Here is an 18,586-nt window from a genome sequence, read left to right as displayed (position 1 = left end):
ATTAGCGAATCTGGTTTAATTGAAGATGGTGAAATAAATCAATACAAGCTTGCGTATTTAACTGTTCAGTATTCAATTCTGTCACTATTTTCATAGGACTCAATGCATTACAAAAAAATAGGCTTTGAATATTTGGAATTTCATTCTGATCTATACTGCGTTGCTCACAAGAAATTCCTTGTTGCTTCATGCGCTGAAGAATTTCCGTGCGCATAATACCATGAACGCCATTATAGCGAAGTTCTGGTGTAATCCACGTGTTGTTTATTCGCACAAAGCAATTACTGCTCACACCTTCAATCACAGAACCTTGAATATCAGTTACTAAAGCTTCTACCCATTTTTTTTCATCTACTTCTTTTTTTAAGAGCACTTGTTCTAAACGATTTAAGCTTTTCACGCCAACCAAATTTGGCGCAAGCAAACCAATAGATTGCGTTAAAACACCTGCTTGTATTAATTCGTACTGGAAGTCTTGAGTTTCTTTAGAATAAAAATAAAACCAAAAATCCGCTTCATGCTCAGGCAAGCTATATCCACGTTGCCCTTCACCTCTGCTTATTACAATTTTAAAAGTTCCATTTAAAGTTTGATGTTCGAGTTTTAACTTTTCTATACTTTGATTAATTAGTTCTAAATTGACATTTAAATGAAGTTTTTCACATGCGAGCTTTAAACGCGCCAAATGTAAATCTTCTAGTTCAATTCTATTGTTTCGAATACGACCTGTAGTAAAACAGCCATCACCATAATGAAATGCACGATCTAGCAATGAAATATCTAAAACTGGTTGAGCATTTTTAAAACATTGCATATATCGCATATCCCATAAATCTTTAGATGTTGAACCTGTTTAGAAATGACCAATTCATTTCTTACTTACACATACATTTAACTAAGCTATTTTTGCCTGATATTCACATATTATTCAAACAATTTTAGAAATAAGCATTTTTTACACGCACTTACTTTATCTCTTTTTTTCATATAAAATTCATTTTAAATTATTTTTTCTGCATAAAGATAATCGCTATTCTGCACCCATGTTTAAAACATTAATAATATTGAGGTTGTCATGAGTGTTTCATCAAAATTAAAACTAGGTTTACTTGCCGCTGTCATTTCTGCAACTTCATTTTCTGTTGCTGCGAAAGACTTTTTAAACGTGTCTTATGATCCAACTCGTGAATTATATGAAGACGTAAACAAGCAGTTTGGAAAATACTGGGAAAGCCGTACAGGTCAAAAAATTAACTTCAAACAATCACACGGCGGTTCGGGCAAACAAGCTCGTGCTGTAATTGATGGTTTAGATGCTGACGTTGTAACCTTAGCGTTAGCAGCAGATATTGATGTAATTGCAGAAAAAGCAAAATTATTACCTTTAGATTGGCAGAAAAAACTTCCTCAAAACTCGACACCTTATACATCTACAATTGTTTTCTTGGTGCATAAAGGCAACCCTAAAGGCATTAAAGATTGGGGTGACTTAGTTAAACCAAATGTTGGCATTATTACACCTAACCCTAAAACTTCAGGTGGCGCACGTTGGAACTATTTAGCAGCTTGGGCTTGGGCTAAGCATCAAGCAGGTGGAAACGATCAAACTGCTCAAGAATTTGTACGTAAAATTTATAAAAATACAAAAGTACTCGATTCTGGCGCACGTGGTTCAACCACAACATTTGCAGAACGCGGTATTGGCGATGTTCTACTTGCATGGGAAAACGAAGCACATTTAGCAATTCGTGAACAACCAGGTAAGTTTGAAATTGTGACACCATCTCTTTCAATTTTGGCAGAACCGCCTGTTGCTATTGTAGAAAAAAACGCTGAGAAAAAAGGCAATTTAAACTTAGCGAAAGGCTATTTAAATTACTTGTACTCACCTGCAGGTCAAGAAATTGCTGCACGTAACTTTTATCGTCCACGTAATGCAACAACTTTAGCCAAATATAAAACCACTTTTAAACCGCTAAAACTTGTAACGATTGATAAAGAGTTTGGTGGCTGGGAAAAAGTTCAAAAAGCACACTTTGAAAATGGCGGTGTGTTCGATCAAATTGTAAAAGCAAATAGCGCTAAGTAATGCACTAAGTTAAGGAGCAAGATCATGACACATACAGTAATTGTTCCAGGTGTTGGTGGAAGTGAACACAACCATTGGCAATCTATATTACAAAGACAGCTCATGTCATCTTGCTCTCGCGTTCAACAAAGCAATTGGAATTTACCCATTTTAAAAGACTGGGTTGCAGAGTTTGTTAAAACTGTTGCACCAATTAAAGATGATATTCAAATTGTTGCACATAGTTTTGGTTGCTTAACGACTGTTGCTGCATTAGCACAACATCCTGAACTAAATAGCAAAGTGAAAAACTTAGTTTTAGTTGCACCTGCAAACCCTGCACGTTTTGGAAATGCAGGCTTTGCACGAGATAGCCAAAACGACTATCAAGCTTATTTTCATCAGTTAAAGATACTTGCGCCAACACATTTAATTATTAGTGAAAATGATCCGTGGTTAGAATTTCAAGATGCTTTGCAATTGGCGAAGGCTTGGAATTTAAACCCAGTGAACTTGGGTCAAGTTGGACATATTAATGTTGCATCTGGTTTTGGTGCTTTTCCTGAGTTAGAAAAATATCTCATTTCAGAAAAGCCACCTAAACATATCAATATTTCTGATGTAAACAAGTATTTTTTTAAATTTGCTATTTAAAGCCTGCAAACTATGCTTGTTTTCAATTTATTTATTTCACTGACTCATTTTAGTCAGTGCTCTCTTTTTGAGGAGTAATCATGTCGCAGCGATCCCGAGTGCTGCCAGGATTTGGTCTTTCCCTAGGCTTTACCCTAGCTTATTTGTCGTTAATTGTTCTTATTCCCCTGTCTGCGGTTTTTATAAAATCAATGGGTATCGGATGGGATGGTTTGTGGGAAATCTTAACATCTGAACGTATTTTAAAATCATTACAACTCAGTTTTAGCGCAGCCATTATTGCTGCCGTAATTAACGTTGTTTTTGGTTTATTACTCGCTTGGTGTTTAGTGCGTTATAACTTTCCTGGCAAACGTATTGTAGATGCTTTAGTCGATTTACCTTTTGCACTCCCAACTGCGGTGGCAGGTATTGCACTAACATCGCTATATGCACCTACAGGTTGGATTGGTCAATATCTTGAACCAATTGGTATTCAAGTGGCTTATACCCCTATTGGTATTACCCTTGCGCTTATTTTTATTGGTATTCCTTTTGTTGTGCGTACAGTTCAACCTGTACTTGCAGATTTAGAAACTGAACTTGAAGAAGCAGCTTCTGCTTTGGGGGCAAGTCGTTTCCAAACTATTACTAAAGTGATTTTACCTATTTTATTTCCTGCACTTATTACAGGCTTTGCTCTAGCATTTGCTCGTGGTGTTGGTGAATATGGTTCGGTAATTTTCATTGCAGGTAACCAGCCATTTAAAACTGAAATTGCGCCACTCATGATTATTTCTCGTTTAGAAGAATATGATTATGCAGGCGCAACAACAATTGCAGTGGTTATGCTTGTGCTTTCATTTGTAATTTTGTTCTTTATTAACTTATTACAAGCTTGGGCAAGTCGTCGTACAGGGAGAACTGCTCGATGAATACGAACAGCTTTGCTTTAGCAGAAAAGTTACAGTCGCGTGATGCAACACGTGAACCAACTTGGGTACGTTATACACTGCTCACAATTGCTCTTATTTTCTTTTTAAGTTGCTTAATTCTGCCGTTAATATTGGTATTTGTAGAAGCATTTAAACAAGGTGTTGGCGTTTATTTCCAATCACTTGTGCATCCAGATACTTTATCTGCTGTGAAATTAACGCTCCTAACTGCGGTTATTGCAGTACCAATGAACGTTGTATTTGGTGTAGCAGCGGCATGGTGTGTTGCGAAGTTTAACTTCCGTGGTAAATCTATTTTAACCACAATTATTGATATGCCTTTCTCTGTGTCACCTGTTATTGCAGGCTTAATGCTTGTTCTCATTTTTGGTACACAAGGTTGGATGGGCGGTTGGCTCATGGACAACGACATTAAAATCCTATATGCCGTTCCTGCCATTGTTCTTGCAACTGTATTTATTACTGTTCCTTTTGTTGCCCGTGAACTTATTCCACTTATGGAAGCTCAGGGTACAGAAGAAGAAGAAGCTGCAATTGTCCTTGGTGCTTCAGGTTGGCAAACTTTTTGGAAAGTAACCCTACCAAATATTAAATGGGGTTTAATCTACGGTGTCATTCTATGTAATGCGCGCGCAATGGGTGAATTTGGTGCGGTGTCTGTCGTTTCAGGGCACATTCGCGGTGAAACCAATACATTGCCATTACACGTAGAAATTCTATATAACGAATATACATTCAGTGCTGCATTTGCTGTTTCTTCACTGTTGGCGCTACTCGCAATTGTGACCCTAATTTTGAAAACATGGGTTGAGATTCGCCAAGAGAAACAAGATAAACGCAATGAAGATGCACAAGCTTAAGGAATGACCTCATGAGTATTCAAGTTAAAAATATTGAAAAACATTTTGGTGCATTCCATGCACTTAACAACATCTCTTTAGACTTTCCAGATGGTCAATTGGTGGCACTGCTTGGTCCATCTGGCTGTGGTAAAACAACCTTACTTCGTATTATTGCAGGCTTAGAATCTGCAGATGGTGGTCAGGTTATTTTAGAAGGTGAAGATGCAACCAATGTTCATGTTCGTGAACGTGAAGTTGGTTTTGTATTCCAACATTATGCATTGTTCCGTCATATGACTGTATTTGACAACATTGCTTTTGGTTTACGTGTTCGCCCACGTGCAACTCGCCCTTCAGAAGCTGAAATTAAAAAGCGTGTAACTCGTCTTTTAGACTTAGTGCAACTTGGTTTCTTGGCAGATCGTTACCCTGCTCAACTTTCAGGTGGTCAGCGTCAACGTATTGCGCTTGCACGCGCTTTAGCTGTTGAACCTCGCGTACTTTTACTTGATGAACCCTTTGGCGCGCTCGATGCTAAAGTTCGTAAAGAATTGCGTCGTTGGTTACGTACATTGCATGATGAACTTCATATCACATCTATTTTCGTAACGCACGACCAAGAAGAAGCACTTGAAGTTGCAGACCAAATTATTGTTATGAACAAAGGTAATGTTGAGCAAATTGGTTCACCTCGTGAAGTTTACGAAAAACCTGCAACACCTTTTGTATTCGACTTTTTGGGTCAAGCAAACCGTTTTGAAGGACACAACCAAAATGGTGTAATTCAAATTGGTGAAGATCGCATTCAACTTGACAGTTTAAACAAAGCACCTGAAGGTAGTGTTATTGCTTTTGCTCGTCCAGATGAGTTACACATTCATGCACAGCCTCAAGACAATGCTATTCAGGCAATTTTCATACGTGAAGTTTGGATTGCAGGTAAAGTCATTGCAGAATTAAATGATCGTCAAGGCAATTTAATTGAAATTACATTAACGCCTGATGAAGCAAAGCTACACCAATTCCGCCCTAACCAAACCGTTTGGTTAAGCGCAACAGCATTGCATTTATTTGAAAATCAAGTCGCTTAAGACTTTAGAGTGGGGTTAATTCCCCACTCATATAAAGGGAACAAAGATAATGAATTTCCAACAACTACGAATCATCCGAGAAACAGTAAGACAAAATTACAATCTTACCGAAGCTTCTGCAGCGTTATACACTTCGCAATCTGGCGTGAGTAAACACATTAAAGATTTAGAAGATGAATTAGGCGTACAACTTTTTATTCGTAAAGGTAAACGCTTACTTGGCTTAACAGAACCTGGTCAATCTTTACTTGGTATCGTAGAACGGATGTTGGTAGATGCAGACAATATTAAACGTCTTGCAGATGATTTTAATAGAGTGGACGAAGGTACGCTGACCATTGCAACAACGCATACACAAGCGCGTTATGTGTTACCGCCTATTGTAAATAAATTCAAAAAAGAGTTCCCTAAAGTTCACTTGATTTTGCAACAAGCCAGCCCTGTTGAAATTACAGAAATGTTATTACAAGGCGAAGCTGATATTGGTATTGCAACAGAGTCTTTAACAACTGAAAGTAACCTTGCTAGTGTTCCATTCTATAACTGGCAACATAGTATTATTACGCCACAAAGCCATCCACTGGCTCAAAAAAATGATATTTCAATTCTAGATTTAGCTGAATATCCTATTATTACTTATCATGGCGGTTTCACAGGTCGCTCTAAAATTGATAAAGCCTTTGAAGAATCTGGTGCAGATTTTGATATTGTAATGTCAGCTTTAGATGCCGATGTAATTAAGACTTATGTTGAACTTGGTATGGGCGTTGGTATTGTCAACGATGTTGCATATGATGCTGAACGTGACCACCGCTTAAAACAAATCCCAACCGATATTTTTGGTGTTAATACAACATGGATTGCGGTTCGTAAAGGTCATTTACTTCGTGGATATGGCTACGAATTTATTTCTTTATGTTCACCAGAAACAGATATAAAATCATTAAAGAAAATGGCTTATCCTGAAGATTAAGCCAATTTCTTTAAATATAAAAAAGAGGCTAAATAGCCTCTTTTTTATTGCGTAAAAATTTCTAAATTACCAATAGAAATTCACACCAACTTTACCAACGGGTAACCAAGCATATTTATCATCGTTGGCAATTTTTTGCTGTTCAGCTTTTAAATCTGCTTCAGCACTACCACCATTTGCATTAATAAAAGTACCGTCTGCATCTAGATTAACTGTTGGATTCCCAGTGTAGTAAGCACCAATTTCACCAAATACACCCCAGTTTTTACCAAATTTAGGTGCAATACCAACACCTACATAAGGTGCGATATTGTTTTTATAGTTCATTTGACCACGTAGCTCACCATTGTAACTATAGTTTGTTCCATTGAGTTTCACATTACCATCTTTAGAACGCTGAGATAAATCATAGTCATTATCTAAGTATGCTACACCTGCCGCAAAGTATGTACCTTGAGCCCAACGATTATCGCTTGTGCCCCAAGGACGAATTTCCGCATTTAAGTAAACGTTATTATTGTCCATATCGACATCATATTTAGTGCCGTTTACGGATAAATCATCACGCCAAGAAATATTACCACCGTTATAACCCAGCGAAAGACCTACATAAGGGCTTGCAGTCCACTGAATTGCTCCACCGTAGCCCGTTGTACCAACTTCAGCACGCGCACCCGTTGGAATTAATTTATTCTGTTCGAAAACATAACCATCTTTAATTACTGCACCGTCAGCCATTGTAGTACCTGCTGCCGTTGTTAAAACCGATGCAACTAAAGCTGTTTTTAAATATTTCATTTAATACTCCATTAAGTGCAAAATTGTCTTAAATCTGGATTCATGTGAATAACCAACAAATTTACTATAGATTATAAAAAGCTATTTTTTGATCACCTTTTGCTTGTTTTTTGTTTCCATTTACATGATTAGTATACTTTTTCGTACAATTATGAAGAAATATAGAGCATCGAACCTTATTCTGTTTTATACCTCTAAAAAATAAAAAACTTACGAATAAATTCAAAGCGAATACTGTTTTAAAACATTTTCTTGATCAATTTAGTGTAAAATCTTTGAAAATTTTTTTCTGGAACGAAGATCATGTCTCAGCTTTCAACTATCATTGAACAAGCGTTTGAAGACCGTGCCAATTTTACAGCAACGGATTGCTCTACTGAAATTCGTCAAGCTGTTGAAGAAGTTATTGCTGGTTTAGATAACGGCTCTTTACGTGTCGCTGAAAAAATCGATGGTGAATGGGTTGTTCATCAATGGATTAAAAAAGCAGTATTATTATCTTTTAAATTGAATGACAACAAACCAATGGAAGCTTGTGATCTTCGCTTCTATGATAAAGTTGATACTAAATTTGGCGATTGGACTGAAGAGCAATTTAAAGCTGCTGGTGTACGCGTAGTACCTCCTGCTGTTGCTCGTAAAGGTTCTTTCCAAGCTAAAAATGTTGTACTTATGCCATCTTACGTAAACATCGGTGCTTATGTTGATGAAGGCACAATGGTAGATACATGGGCAACTGTTGGTTCTTGCGCTCAAATTGGTAAAAACGTTCACTTGTCTGGCGGTGTTGGTATTGGTGGTGTTCTTGAACCGCTTCAAGCGAACCCTACTATTATTGAAGATAACTGTTTCATCGGTGCGCGTTCTGAAATTGTTGAAGGCGTAATTGTTGAAGAAGGTTCTGTAATTTCAATGGGCGTGTTCATTGGTCAATCGACTAAGATTTATGACCGTGCAACAGGTGAAGTTCATTACGGACGTGTTCCTGCGGGTTCTGTTGTTGTTTCTGGTAGCCTTCCATCTAAATGCGGTACTTACAGCTTATACGCTGCAATTATTGTGAAAAAAGTAGATGCGAAAACTCGTGCAAAAACTAGCTTGAATGACTTATTACGTGAAGATTAATCTTCTTCATTAAATAGATTGCGGAACTTTAACTGTTCCTCGTCTCTACGATCAGACATGATCGTAGGGATTTTTATTTTTATAGTGCTACATCTTCCTTGGTTAATTTTGTTATGACTACTCTCCGATCTTCCGCTATTCCTGTTTCTGATCCGTCTGCGGGGTTACGCATTACGGAGATTTTTTATTCATTACAAGGTGAAGCAAATGCAGCAGGTTTGCCAACTGTATTTATTCGCTTAACAGGTTGCCCTTTACGTTGTACTTATTGTGATACAACGTATTCATTTGAAGGTGGTGAGCGCCAATCTTTAGATGAAATTATTCAAACAACATTAGATTTTAAAACACCGTATATTTGTGTAACTGGTGGCGAACCACTGGCACAACCAAATGCGCTGCCATTAATGCAACGCTTGGCAGATTTAGGCTGTGAAGTCTCTTTAGAAACAAGTGGTGCTTTAGACGTTTCTAAAGTTGACCCACGTGTATCTAAAGTTTTAGATTTAAAAACACCAACTTCAGGTGAAGTTGCACGAAACTTGCTTTCAAATTTAGATCACTTAACTCAACATGACCAAATTAAATTTGTGATTTGTAACCGTGAAGATTATGAATGGTCTAAACAACAAGTTGAACAATATAAACTAAACGAAAAAGTGAGTACTGTTTGGTTTTCCCCTGCTTTTGCAGTAGAAAAAGGTGCTGTTCGCTTACCTCAACTTGCACGTGATTTAGCACAATGGATTTTAGAAGACCATCTCCCTGTTCGTTTCCAATTACAGTTGCATAAACTACTTTGGAATGACGAAACTGGTCGTTAATAGACTTTTTTCATAAAGTTTGTATTCTTTTTTCCATGCTTATTCAGTGGAATAAGTTAAAGAATTTTATAGAAGAAATCTGAAACTAATTTATTTTTTTGGAGATTTAATATGCGCCCTCGTGCGATTGTATTGTTGTCAGGTGGTTTAGATTCAACAACATGTTTAGCTTGGGCTCAAGCTCGCTATGAATGTATCGCACTAAGCTTCATGTATGGTCAACGTTCAACGACAGAATTAGTTGCTGCTCAAGCATTAACTGAACGCGCAGGTGTAGAACATCGTATTATTAATATCGACCTAGGGAATTTAGGTGGTTCTGCGCTTACAGACCATAATATTTCTGTGCCTGATCATGAACAAGAAGGCATTCCAATTACTTACGTTCCTGCACGCAACACGATTTTCCTTTCTTATGCTTTAGCGGCAGCGGAAGTGTTTGAAGCAGAAGCAATTGTTATTGGTATTAATGCTGTAGATTATTCAGGTTACCCAGACTGCCGTCCTGAGTTCATTGAAGCTTTTGCGAATATGGCTCGCCTTGCTACAAAGGTAGGCGTAGAAGGCAAACCGCTTAAATTTGAAACACCGCTTTTAAACCTATCTAAAGCAAATATTATTAGATTAGGTGTAGAGCATGGCGTAGACTATAGCCAAACCGTATCTTGCTACCAAGCAGATGACCAAGGACGAGCTTGTGGTGTATGTGATAGCTGCCGTTTACGCAAACAAGGTTTTGTAGAAGCAGGCATTACAGATCCAACTCGTTATATTCCAGCTTAATAGGAATTCTAACCTTATGAAATCAAAGATTTTTCTTTCAAGTGTTCTTGCTATTTCTGCACTTTTCTCAGCTGCTAGCTTCGCAGCTCCAGCAGCAGATCAACAAGCAAAAATGGCTGCTGCTTATAAAAGTAATAACATCAAACAAGGTTTAATTGGTGTTTGTGTAGATGAACAAACTAAAGCTGGCGCTTTAAAAGCATTAAGCAAAGAAGAAGTGAATAAGCTTTGTAAATGTAATGTTGAATCTCAAGGTCGTATGTCTCAATCGCTACAATGGGAACTTCAAGGTGCCCAAAATGCGAAAGATCAAAAACGCTTTGCAACAGCGATGCAAGGTTTCGCGAAAACTGAGCAACCAAAAATTAAAGCATGCTTAGGTACAGCTTTAGAAGCTAAACTTGCTAAGTTACAACAACAGAAATAAGTTATGCTAAAAAAGCCACATCATGTGGCTTTTTTAATGTCTAAATAAAATATTTTAGAATAAAAATTATCTGAAAAGTCTTACCAAATTTAAGCTACATTCAGTATGATCATTACCATAATTCAGAATTTTAGAGTATTCATATGTCATCTCAATTAAGTTTGCTTAATCAAGTTCTCCCTACAACTACGGGTGAAATTAATTTAACTGAAGTGCCTACAGAATGGTTAATTGTTTATTTTTATCCTAAAGATTCTACTCCAGGTTGTACTACGCAAGCCGTTGGTTTTTCTTGCTTGAAAGATGAATTTGATGCTTTAAATACCACGATTTTTGGTGTTTCTCGTGATTCTGTTAAAGCACACCAAAACTTCACAGAAAAGCAAAATCTAACGATTAATTTAATTAGCGATAAAGAAGAAGCACTTTGCCAACATTTTGATGTAATTAAAGAAAAGAATATGTACGGCAAAAAAGTTATGGGCATTGAACGTTCTACTTTTATTTTCCATAACGGTAAATTGGTTAAGGAATACCGTAAAGTGAAAGCAGCAGGTCATGCTGAACAAGTTTTGGAAGACTTAAAAGCGCTTCAGGGTTAATAAAATCACCCTTTTAAATAAAAAAGCAGGATAACTCAATGATCCTGCTTTTTTATTTAAAAAACCAACGAATACGCAATTCCCCACATCAAGAAACCAACGCACACATCTAAAACTTTCCAAGCTCTATAATCTTTAAACAATGGCTGTAAAAATTTCGCCCCATAACCCAAACTAAAAAAGAATATAAATGAAGCTAAACTCGCCCCGACTGCAAAATGTGTTTTATCACCATTAATTTGTGTAGAAATCGCACCAATTAAAATGACTGTATCCAAATACACATGCGGGTTTAACCATGTAAATGCTAAACAAATGAGCAAAACACGAAGTAAACTAGATTCATCTTTACCGCCCGCTTCTAAGCTATGCTTTTTAACAAAAGCTTGATAAAAATGCTGTAAACCGTATAAAAATAGAAAAATTGCACCTGCGTATTTTGCAATATCTACCCAACCCGTATGACTTTGAACAACTTGCCCAAAACCAAAAACACCTGAAAAAATCAAAATGGCGTCTGACATTGCACAAATTAAGCAAATCCAAAAAATATGTTCTCGTTTTAAACCTTGCTTCAACACAAATGCATTTTGCGCACCAATTGCAATAATCAATCCAATGCTGACTAAAAATCCTTGAAGAGCTGTACTTAGCATTTTGTTCACCGTCATTTTAATATGCGACGGATTATCTCGTAATTTTTTTAAAATTAAGTATTATTAAGAAAATATCAACATAACTAAATATTTTTAAGGATTAGTAATGCTCCCACACAAATCTTGTGAAGCTTTTTTAGCTGTAGTTGAAACAGGAAGTTTTGAACAAGCTGCAATCCGCTTACACATTACCGCCTCCGCTGTCACGCTACGTGTTCAAAGCTTAGAAAAACAACTGGGTCATACACTTATTTTAAGAGAGCGCCCTTGTCGAGTAACCGCAATGGGTCAAACTTTGCTTGAGCATTTACAACATCAACGCCTCATGGAGCAAAATTTATTACAACAACTCAAGGGCAAATCTGAAGATTCATCCTTTTATAAACTGAATATTGCAACCAATGCAGATTCACTTGAAACATGGCTATTAGCTACTATTCAACCCACCTTAATACAAGAAAAAATTACCATCAACCTTATGATTGATGATCAATCACAAACACATCAACTGATGGAAACAGGCGTTGTGAATGCATGTATTAGTTCTGAAGCAAGTAATATGAAGGGTTGTATTACGCATAAGCTTGGTGCAATGCGATATTTAATGGTCGCAACGCCAGAATTTCAACGCATATGGTTTAAAAATGGTGTAACTCGTGAAAGTTTAAGACATGCACCTGCTGTTATTTTTAATGATAAAGACCAATTACATTCAGATGTTATTGTGAAATTATTTGGCTTAAATATGCAAAGTTATCCTTATCATTTTATTCCTTCTGCTGCTGCATTTTCAGAAGCAATTTCTTTGGGTTTAGGCTTTGGAATGGTGCCCGAAATACAAATACAAAATGAATTAAAGCAAGGTAAACTCATTAACCTTATTCCAAGTGCAGAAACGGATGTTAATTTGTATTGGCACCATTGGAAACAACAGTCTGAACCATTAAAAATTTTAACTCATGTTTTGGTACAACAAGCGCAAAATATTATGATTCAAAACTAAAAAAGCCATCAATTCAGATAACTTTTAAAGGGTATTTAAAAGTTATTCGGTAATATTCGATTTATCTTGTGTGCCAAATTTCTGTGCTAATTTTTCATAAATTTTAGTTTTTTGAAATTGTTCTAAAAATTGAATTGTGCCTTCAGGAAATGCATCTTGTTGAATTTCCCCACGATAATACGCTTCTCGTACAGGTGTTGCAGACATTGAACCTTCTAAACTTTCAAGCTCAACCATCTCCCATTCAGGGAAAAACTTTAAGTAATAAGATGAATCATCTTTAAAGTGCCCAATGAGTCCAACTTTTGAATGTTCGCCAATCACATCTGCAACTAAAGATTTAACTAATTTCTGCCACTTTTCATCATTATAAACATCAATAACATGAACAAATTTAATGCGCTTTTGATCTACCTCCGAAAAGTTAGACAAAATCATTTTTTCACGTTCAGTTGCTAAAAAAGGGTTTTTAATATTTCGTTCATTTTGTGCCGAACCCAACGCCAAAACCACGTTTTGACTGTGTTCTAATGCAATTTTAATGGTTTCCATGTGCGCCAAATGAAAAGGCTGAAATCGACCAATAAAAACGAGATAATCAAATTTATAATTCATAGCAGATCTGACTTTTTATGACTCATGAGTTGTGTCCATATTTAAAATATGCGACATAATGAGCGATAAAATTAAATTGAGTTTAAAGCAAGGATAGTACGATGACACTCAGTTGTATTCAACAGCCTCATCAACATTTAAATGCCACTTTAGAAAATGGTGTACTGACTTTAGCCATTAACCGCCCAGAAGCAAAGAATGCTGTTTACGGCGAATTATATTTAAAAATTGCCGAAGCTTTAGATCAAGCAGATTTAGATAATGCTGTTCGTGTTGTTGTTTTACGTGGTCAAGATGCCGACTTTAGCGCTGGCAACGACATGCAAGATTTTATGAGATTTATTCAATCTCCACTACAAGGTAAAGCAGGCGATGCTCCTCCTTTTGTAGTATTAAAATCTGCTGCTCGTTTTTCTAAACCTTTAATTGCTGCTGTTCGTGGTGTAGCTATTGGTATTGGTGTGACTATCCTTTTACATGCAGACCTTGTTTATAGCGATAATACTGCCCTATTCCAAATTCCTTTTGTAAGCTTAGGTTTATCGCCTGAAGGCGCTTCAAGTAAATTACTGATTCAACAAGCGGGCTATCATAAAGCTGCCGAATTATTGTTTACAGCGCAAAAATTTAATAGCGAAAAAGCAGTAAATGCAGGCATTGTGAATAGTATTGAAGAAGATGTTTATGCAACAGCTCAAAAGCAAGCGCAAACATTAGCAGCATTACCATTAGCTTCTTTGCGTCAAACAAAAGCTCTTATGAAACATAATTTAGAAGAAATTGTAGATTGTATTGACCATGAAGCTGAAATTTTCATGCAACGTGTTTCATCACCTGAAATGAAAGAGGCTGTTGCTGCATTTATGCAAAAGCGCAAACCAGATTTTTCGCAATTTAATTAATTTTTTCATGCACCAAAGGTTTATGCTTGAGGTGCATTTTTTGTTTAGTGATGTTTAAAACTTATGTCTAATACTGAAAAGAAACGCTATTACGAAGCTGCCCCACAAGATATTGATGTTGATAACTTCCGTAAAGTTGTAGAAAGTCGACGTTCTGTGCGTAAATTTACAGACAAGCCAATTCCTGAAGATGTATTAAATGCATGTTTAGATTTAGCTTTACTTGCACCAAACTCATCGAACTTACAACCTTGGACATTTTACGTTGTTCAAGACGCAGCAAAGAAAAAGCAAATTGTTAAAGCATGTTTGGGGCAACTTGCTGCAAAAACTGCATCTGAACTTATTGTTTGTGTTGCACGTACAGACCGTATAGATGAAATGGCAAAACGTAATATTAACGAGTTCCCATTGCCTGAAGTTCCTGCAATGGTGAAAAAATATTACACGTTTATTCCCTACAACTATAAGACTGGTTACTTTAACTCACTAGGTAACTTTAAGAAAGTGGCTTTCAAATTAGTACGTACCTTAGACAAACAATTACCTGTTACAGCATTTAGTACAGATGATGCAAAACTTTGGGCAACTAAAACAACCGCTTTAGCTTGTGAAAACTTAGTTCTTGCTTTACGTGCTTATGGTTTTGACAGTTGTATGATGGAAGGCTTCGATGAGCCTTTAGTTGCTAAAATACTAAAACTAAACCATCAGCAATATCCTATTATGGTTATTGGCGCTGGTGAACGTGCGGAGGATGGCGTCTTCTTCCCGCAATATCGTTTTGACAGAAGTCTGTTTATTCAAAAAGTCTAAATTTAAAGACCTATATTAAAAAAATATGGGTCTTTTTTTATGCTCAATTTAACTTAACTATTTTAAATGATTTTTCATTTTTCTAGAAAATAATGGGGTTTTCTAGATTAAATTTATTCACTCAAGTCAAAACCACTTCTGATTAAAATTAAAACAAATATAAAGTTTATTTTTCACTTATTTTTTGTCCTACAACCCGCGCCGCTTATGTAACCCTATGTAAATTTACTAAAGATATTCAAGGATATTAACAATTTATAATAAATATATATGTGCAAATTCCAAACACTTCATGTAATCATAAATCTGCTATAAGAATTTCCTCCTGAATATTTAGCAGGTCAATTCGGCAATTCATGGAATATTATAAAAAATGGAGTATCACAAAAATGATTAAAAAGTCACTATTCATCACGGGTTCAGTTCTAACAATTGGACTAACACTCGTTGGTTGTAATAAAGATAAAGTTGCATCAGGAGAACCTAATCGCCCCGAATGTATTGCACCTGCTAAACCAGGTGGTGGTTTCGATTTAACCTGTAAACTCGCTCAAAATGGATTAAAAAATACAGATTTATTAAAAGCACCCATGCGTGTTACTTATATGCCTGGTGGCGTAGGTGCTGTTGCATATAACAAAATTGTTGCAAATGATCCTGCTAACGATAATGCAATTGTTGCTTTCTCTACTGGTTCTTTACTAAATATTGCGCAAGGTAAATTTGGTAAATACACAGAAAAAGATGTTCGTTGGCTCTCTGTTGTTGGTACAGATTACGGCATGGTTGCTGTAAAAGAAGACTCTCCTTATAAAAACCTGAATGACCTTGTTGATGCTTTGAAAAAGAATCCTCAAGCTGTAAGTTTTGGTGCAGGTGGTAGTGTGGGTGGTCAAGACTGGATGCAAACGGCGATGCTTGCAAAAGTTGCAGGAATTGACCCTAAAAATATGACCTATATTGCACTTGAAGGTGGTGGCGAAGCTGTAACTGCTGTACTTGGTGACCATATTCAAGTTGTTAGTGCAGGTGTTGCAGAAATTGTTCCACACATGAAAGCAGGCAAAATGCGTGTATTAGCAGTCTTCTCTAAAGATCGTCTACCAGGTAATTTATCATCTATTCCAACCGCTAAAGAACAAGGTTTTGATATTGAATGGCCTGTTATTCGTGGTTATTACATGGGACCAAAAGTAAGTGATGAAGCATTCAATTGGTGGAAAGCTTCATTTGATGCAATGGCGAAAGATGGAAAGTTTGAAGCAATTCGTCAACAATATGATTTATTACCATTAACGTTAACTGGTGATGAGTTAACTCAATATGTTTATAACCAAACAAATCAATTACGTGAGCTTTCAAAAGAATACGAACTGATTGGTAAGTAAGTAACTAACAATAAAAAACCTTGAGAGTAAGTGAAAATTAAAAATGGACAAACTTACTCTCTTTCATAAGGAAATATCATTATGCTTTTTGAGAGAATTTTTATAAGCAGTATCGGTATTGCATCTTTCATATTGATATTTGTTGCTTGGGGACATGTTGCCCCAATTGCATACGATCCACTTGGTCCAAGACCCTACCCTGTACTTTTACTTTCACTTCTTTTGATTAGCTGTGTTTATTTAGTTTTTAGACCAAAACGTTTTTCAGATAAAGTCGATACAGGCTTCTTAAATCCATTGGTTTTAAAAAAAGTTTGCCTCACACTTTTATTCTTTTTTATTTATGCATTTACCTTCGAATTTTTAGGTTTCATTTTAGCGACAACCATCATGTGCTTTGCAATTGGTGTGTTATTTGGCGGAAATATTAAAGCATCTCTCATTAGTGCAATTTCAATGAGTGTTTTTTGCTACCTCATGTTCGATTATGGTTTAGATGTTCCTTTGCCTTTAGGCTTCTTTTTCAGCAAGTGAGATAATAATAAATGGATACTTTAGCGTACCTTGCACACGGATTTGAAATTGCCTTACAACCACAAAACTTACTCATTGCTTTAATTGGTGCTTTCATTGGCACAATTGTAGGTCTACTTCCTGGTTTAGGTCCTATTAACGGTGTTGCACTGCTTTTACCTTTTGCTTTTGCATTAGGTTTACCGCCTGAAAGTGCTTTAATTTTACTTGCTGCTGTTTACTTGGGCTGTGAATATGGTGGCCGTATTTCCGCCATTCTTATTAATGTCCCTGGTGATGCTGCCGCCATTATGTCCACCTTAGATGGATACCCACTTGCCAAACAAGGCAAAGCAGGAATTGCACTTTCTTTATCTGCTGCAAGTTCATTTATTGGAAGTATGGTTGCAACTATTGGTATTGTTTTATTTGCACCGCTTTTAGCAAAATGGGCAATTGTCTTTGGCCCTGCCGAATACTTTGTGCTTATGGTATTTGCATTAACGTGCTTAAGTGGTCTTATTAGCGACCAACCTGTAAAAACAGGTGTATCTGCACTTATTGGACTTGGTTTGGCAACTGTTGGCGTAGATGCGGTAACAGGTGTTTATCGTTTTACATTCGACTCTGTAAACCTAAGTGATGGTATTCAATTTACCACCATTGTGATTGGTTTCTTCAGTATTAGTGAAATACTCATTATGCTTGAACAAACCACAATGGGACAAAAAGCATTAAGCCAAGGTAAGCGTACACTATTCAACTTTAAAGAATTCATGTTCTCTTTAGGCTCTGTTATTCGCTCTTCATTCTTAGGTTTTATTGTTGGTATTTTACCGGGCGCAGGTGCAACTATTGCAAGTGCTATGGCATATACAAGCGAACGTAAACTTGCAGGAAAAGACAATAAATTTGGTGAAGGTGACTTACGTGGTATTGCTGCACCAGAAGCGGCAAACAATGCATCTGCATGTGGTTCATTTGTTCCAATGTTAACTTTAGGTGTTCCGGGTTCTGGTACAACTGCCGTTATGTTAGGTGCTTTAACGCTCTATAACATTACACCGGGCCCTCAACTTTTCACAGAACAGCCTACTATTGTGTGGGGCTTAATTGCATCGCTATTTATTGGTAACGTCATTCTTTTAGTTATGAACATTCCATTGGTTGGCTTCTTTGCAAAACTTCTTACTATTCCAAATTATATTTTAATTCCTGCTATTGCAACGGTTAGCTTTGTTGGTGTTTACGCCATTCACAGCACAGTATTCGACCTTGTATTAATGGTGGTATTAGGTATTTTCGGTTACTTCTTAAGAAAAATGAACTTCCCACTTTCTGCTTTAATTCTAGGTTTCGTACTTGGCGAACTCATGGAATCTAGCTTAAGACGTGCACTTTCTATTTCTCATGGTGATCTGTCTATTTTATTCAACGGATCTATTACAAAAGTACTTTGGATTCTTGCGGGTTTAATGATTGTATTACCATTATTCCGCTATTTCCGTAACCGTCGTAACGCGACTTCAGCTTAATTAAAAATGAGTATCAATATACAGACTGTATGTTGA

At 36.6% G+C, this 18,586-nt stretch carries 21 protein-coding genes; 17 read left to right on the top strand and 4 right to left on the bottom strand.

Annotation, left to right across the window (positions count from 1 at the left end):
- Position 1 precedes the first annotated feature (1 nt).
- Positions 2-814 carry an aminodeoxychorismate lyase gene (gene pabC, locus SKM54_RS06320; protein ID WP_321094752.1) on the bottom strand — a complete coding sequence of 271 codons (813 nt, stop codon included), beginning with the start codon at positions 812-814 and terminating at the stop codon, positions 2-4.
- Positions 815-1,075: 261 nt separating this feature from the next.
- Between pabC and SKM54_RS06315 the strand changes: the two genes are divergently transcribed.
- The 6 genes from SKM54_RS06315 (at position 1,076) to SKM54_RS06290 (ending at position 6,563) form a co-directional block, all read left to right on the top strand.
- Entirely contained in the window at positions 1,076-2,089 is a 1,014-nt protein-coding gene (locus SKM54_RS06315; RefSeq protein ID WP_321094750.1) for a sulfate ABC transporter substrate-binding protein, read from the top strand.
- A 24-nt stretch (positions 2,090-2,113) separates the two neighbouring features.
- Entirely contained in the window at positions 2,114-2,722 is a 609-nt protein-coding gene (locus SKM54_RS06310) for an alpha/beta hydrolase (protein WP_154773597.1), read from the top strand.
- Positions 2,723-2,802: 80 nt separating this feature from the next.
- A complete protein-coding gene (gene cysT / locus SKM54_RS06305) occupies positions 2,803-3,636 on the top strand; it encodes a sulfate ABC transporter permease subunit CysT (RefSeq protein WP_321094748.1) in 834 nt (277 codons plus the stop codon).
- The gene (gene cysW, locus SKM54_RS06300; protein ID WP_248103779.1) at positions 3,633-4,517 is read left to right on the top strand and encodes a sulfate ABC transporter permease subunit CysW; all 885 of its coding nucleotides are present in this window, start codon (positions 3,633-3,635) and stop codon (positions 4,515-4,517) included. Before cysT ends, cysW begins: the two co-directional genes overlap by 4 nt.
- Before the next feature lie 11 nt (positions 4,518-4,528).
- The gene (locus SKM54_RS06295) at positions 4,529-5,590 is read left to right on the top strand and encodes a sulfate/molybdate ABC transporter ATP-binding protein (RefSeq protein WP_321094746.1); all 1,062 of its coding nucleotides are present in this window, start codon (positions 4,529-4,531) and stop codon (positions 5,588-5,590) included.
- A gap of 49 nt (positions 5,591-5,639) precedes the next feature.
- Positions 5,640-6,563: a CysB family HTH-type transcriptional regulator gene (locus SKM54_RS06290; protein WP_154773601.1), complete on the top strand. Its 924-nt coding sequence runs from the start codon at positions 5,640-5,642 to the stop codon at positions 6,561-6,563.
- Between the two features lie 66 nt (positions 6,564-6,629).
- Here the strand turns inward: SKM54_RS06290 and carO are convergent, their stop codons facing one another.
- Positions 6,630-7,361, bottom strand: a complete 732-nt coding sequence (carO, locus tag SKM54_RS06285) for an ornithine uptake porin CarO (protein ID WP_321088029.1) — start codon at positions 7,359-7,361, stop codon at positions 6,630-6,632.
- Positions 7,362-7,664: 303 nt separating this feature from the next.
- Here carO and dapD point away from each other — a divergent pair, with 303 nt between their 5' ends.
- From dapD to SKM54_RS06260, 5 genes are all read left to right on the top strand, one after another.
- The gene (dapD, locus tag SKM54_RS06280; RefSeq protein WP_321094744.1) at positions 7,665-8,486 is read left to right on the top strand and encodes a 2,3,4,5-tetrahydropyridine-2,6-dicarboxylate N-succinyltransferase; all 822 of its coding nucleotides are present in this window, start codon (positions 7,665-7,667) and stop codon (positions 8,484-8,486) included.
- Positions 8,487-8,599: 113 nt separating this feature from the next.
- Positions 8,600-9,310 (top strand): 7-carboxy-7-deazaguanine synthase QueE, encoded by a 711-nt coding sequence (queE, locus tag SKM54_RS06275; RefSeq protein WP_154773604.1) that lies wholly within the window; start codon positions 8,600-8,602, stop codon positions 9,308-9,310.
- A gap of 111 nt (positions 9,311-9,421) precedes the next feature.
- On the top strand, positions 9,422-10,093 hold the full coding sequence (gene queC / locus SKM54_RS06270; RefSeq protein WP_248103790.1) for a 7-cyano-7-deazaguanine synthase QueC: 672 nt from the start codon (positions 9,422-9,424) through the stop codon (positions 10,091-10,093).
- A 16-nt stretch (positions 10,094-10,109) separates the two neighbouring features.
- The gene (locus SKM54_RS06265; RefSeq protein ID WP_248103793.1) at positions 10,110-10,520 is read left to right on the top strand and encodes a hypothetical protein; all 411 of its coding nucleotides are present in this window, start codon (positions 10,110-10,112) and stop codon (positions 10,518-10,520) included.
- A 143-nt stretch (positions 10,521-10,663) separates the two neighbouring features.
- Complete coding sequence (locus SKM54_RS06260) at positions 10,664-11,122, top strand: peroxiredoxin (RefSeq protein ID WP_321094741.1); 459 nt, start codon at positions 10,664-10,666, stop codon at positions 11,120-11,122.
- 56 nt (positions 11,123-11,178) lie between these two features.
- On the opposite strand, the gene SKM54_RS06255 is transcribed toward SKM54_RS06260, so the two are convergent.
- On the bottom strand, positions 11,179-11,778 hold the full coding sequence (locus SKM54_RS06255; RefSeq protein WP_321094739.1) for a LysE/ArgO family amino acid transporter: 600 nt from the start codon (positions 11,776-11,778) through the stop codon (positions 11,179-11,181).
- A 106-nt stretch (positions 11,779-11,884) separates the two neighbouring features.
- Between SKM54_RS06255 and SKM54_RS06250 the strand changes: the two genes are divergently transcribed.
- A complete protein-coding gene (locus SKM54_RS06250) occupies positions 11,885-12,781 on the top strand; it encodes a LysR family transcriptional regulator ArgP (RefSeq protein ID WP_154773609.1) in 897 nt (298 codons plus the stop codon).
- Between the two features lie 42 nt (positions 12,782-12,823).
- On the opposite strand, the gene SKM54_RS06245 is transcribed toward SKM54_RS06250, so the two are convergent.
- Positions 12,824-13,396: a nicotinate-nicotinamide nucleotide adenylyltransferase gene (locus SKM54_RS06245; protein ID WP_321094736.1), complete on the bottom strand. Its 573-nt coding sequence runs from the start codon at positions 13,394-13,396 to the stop codon at positions 12,824-12,826.
- A 101-nt stretch (positions 13,397-13,497) separates the two neighbouring features.
- Between SKM54_RS06245 and SKM54_RS06240 the strand changes: the two genes are divergently transcribed.
- The 5 genes from SKM54_RS06240 (at position 13,498) to SKM54_RS06220 (ending at position 18,550) form a co-directional block, all read left to right on the top strand.
- A complete protein-coding gene (locus tag SKM54_RS06240; RefSeq protein WP_321094734.1) occupies positions 13,498-14,298 on the top strand; it encodes an enoyl-CoA hydratase in 801 nt (266 codons plus the stop codon).
- Positions 14,299-14,361: 63 nt separating this feature from the next.
- A complete protein-coding gene (locus tag SKM54_RS06235) occupies positions 14,362-15,114 on the top strand; it encodes a nitroreductase family protein (protein ID WP_321094732.1) in 753 nt (250 codons plus the stop codon).
- Between the two features lie 389 nt (positions 15,115-15,503).
- On the top strand, positions 15,504-16,502 hold the full coding sequence (locus SKM54_RS06230; RefSeq protein WP_407060908.1) for a Bug family tripartite tricarboxylate transporter substrate binding protein: 999 nt from the start codon (positions 15,504-15,506) through the stop codon (positions 16,500-16,502).
- Between the two features lie 81 nt (positions 16,503-16,583).
- Positions 16,584-17,036, top strand: a complete 453-nt coding sequence (locus SKM54_RS06225; protein ID WP_154772765.1) for a tripartite tricarboxylate transporter TctB family protein — start codon at positions 16,584-16,586, stop codon at positions 17,034-17,036.
- Between the two features lie 11 nt (positions 17,037-17,047).
- Complete coding sequence (locus SKM54_RS06220; RefSeq protein ID WP_321089104.1) at positions 17,048-18,550, top strand: tripartite tricarboxylate transporter permease; 1,503 nt, start codon at positions 17,048-17,050, stop codon at positions 18,548-18,550.
- Positions 18,551-18,586 lie beyond the last annotated feature (36 nt).

This window comes from Acinetobacter faecalis, assembly GCF_034187745.1.
GTDB lineage: Bacteria > Pseudomonadota > Gammaproteobacteria > Pseudomonadales > Moraxellaceae > Acinetobacter > Acinetobacter faecalis.
This window is presented reverse-complemented; position numbering and strand designations above follow the sequence as displayed.

Coding starts and splice junctions, on each gene's coding strand:
- pabC (WP_321094752.1), bottom strand. CDS start 814: ATGCAATGTTTTAAAAATGCTCAACCAGTTTTAGATATTTCATTGCTA.
- SKM54_RS06315 (WP_321094750.1), top strand. CDS start 1,076: ATGAGTGTTTCATCAAAATTAAAACTAGGTTTACTTGCCGCTGTCATT.
- SKM54_RS06310 (WP_154773597.1), top strand. CDS start 2,114: ATGACACATACAGTAATTGTTCCAGGTGTTGGTGGAAGTGAACACAAC.
- cysT (WP_321094748.1), top strand. CDS start 2,803: ATGTCGCAGCGATCCCGAGTGCTGCCAGGATTTGGTCTTTCCCTAGGC.
- cysW (WP_248103779.1), top strand. CDS start 3,633: ATGAATACGAACAGCTTTGCTTTAGCAGAAAAGTTACAGTCGCGTGAT.
- SKM54_RS06295 (WP_321094746.1), top strand. CDS start 4,529: ATGAGTATTCAAGTTAAAAATATTGAAAAACATTTTGGTGCATTCCAT.
- SKM54_RS06290 (WP_154773601.1), top strand. CDS start 5,640: ATGAATTTCCAACAACTACGAATCATCCGAGAAACAGTAAGACAAAAT.
- carO (WP_321088029.1), bottom strand. CDS start 7,361: ATGAAATATTTAAAAACAGCTTTAGTTGCATCGGTTTTAACAACGGCA.
- dapD (WP_321094744.1), top strand. CDS start 7,665: ATGTCTCAGCTTTCAACTATCATTGAACAAGCGTTTGAAGACCGTGCC.
- queE (WP_154773604.1), top strand. CDS start 8,600: ATGACTACTCTCCGATCTTCCGCTATTCCTGTTTCTGATCCGTCTGCG.
- queC (WP_248103790.1), top strand. CDS start 9,422: ATGCGCCCTCGTGCGATTGTATTGTTGTCAGGTGGTTTAGATTCAACA.
- SKM54_RS06265 (WP_248103793.1), top strand. CDS start 10,110: ATGAAATCAAAGATTTTTCTTTCAAGTGTTCTTGCTATTTCTGCACTT.
- SKM54_RS06260 (WP_321094741.1), top strand. CDS start 10,664: ATGTCATCTCAATTAAGTTTGCTTAATCAAGTTCTCCCTACAACTACG.
- SKM54_RS06255 (WP_321094739.1), bottom strand. CDS start 11,778: ATGCTAAGTACAGCTCTTCAAGGATTTTTAGTCAGCATTGGATTGATT.
- SKM54_RS06250 (WP_154773609.1), top strand. CDS start 11,885: ATGCTCCCACACAAATCTTGTGAAGCTTTTTTAGCTGTAGTTGAAACA.
- SKM54_RS06245 (WP_321094736.1), bottom strand. CDS start 13,396: ATGAATTATAAATTTGATTATCTCGTTTTTATTGGTCGATTTCAGCCT.
- SKM54_RS06240 (WP_321094734.1), top strand. CDS start 13,498: ATGACACTCAGTTGTATTCAACAGCCTCATCAACATTTAAATGCCACT.
- SKM54_RS06235 (WP_321094732.1), top strand. CDS start 14,362: ATGTCTAATACTGAAAAGAAACGCTATTACGAAGCTGCCCCACAAGAT.
- SKM54_RS06230 (WP_407060908.1), top strand. CDS start 15,504: ATGATTAAAAAGTCACTATTCATCACGGGTTCAGTTCTAACAATTGGA.
- SKM54_RS06225 (WP_154772765.1), top strand. CDS start 16,584: ATGCTTTTTGAGAGAATTTTTATAAGCAGTATCGGTATTGCATCTTTC.
- SKM54_RS06220 (WP_321089104.1), top strand. CDS start 17,048: ATGGATACTTTAGCGTACCTTGCACACGGATTTGAAATTGCCTTACAA.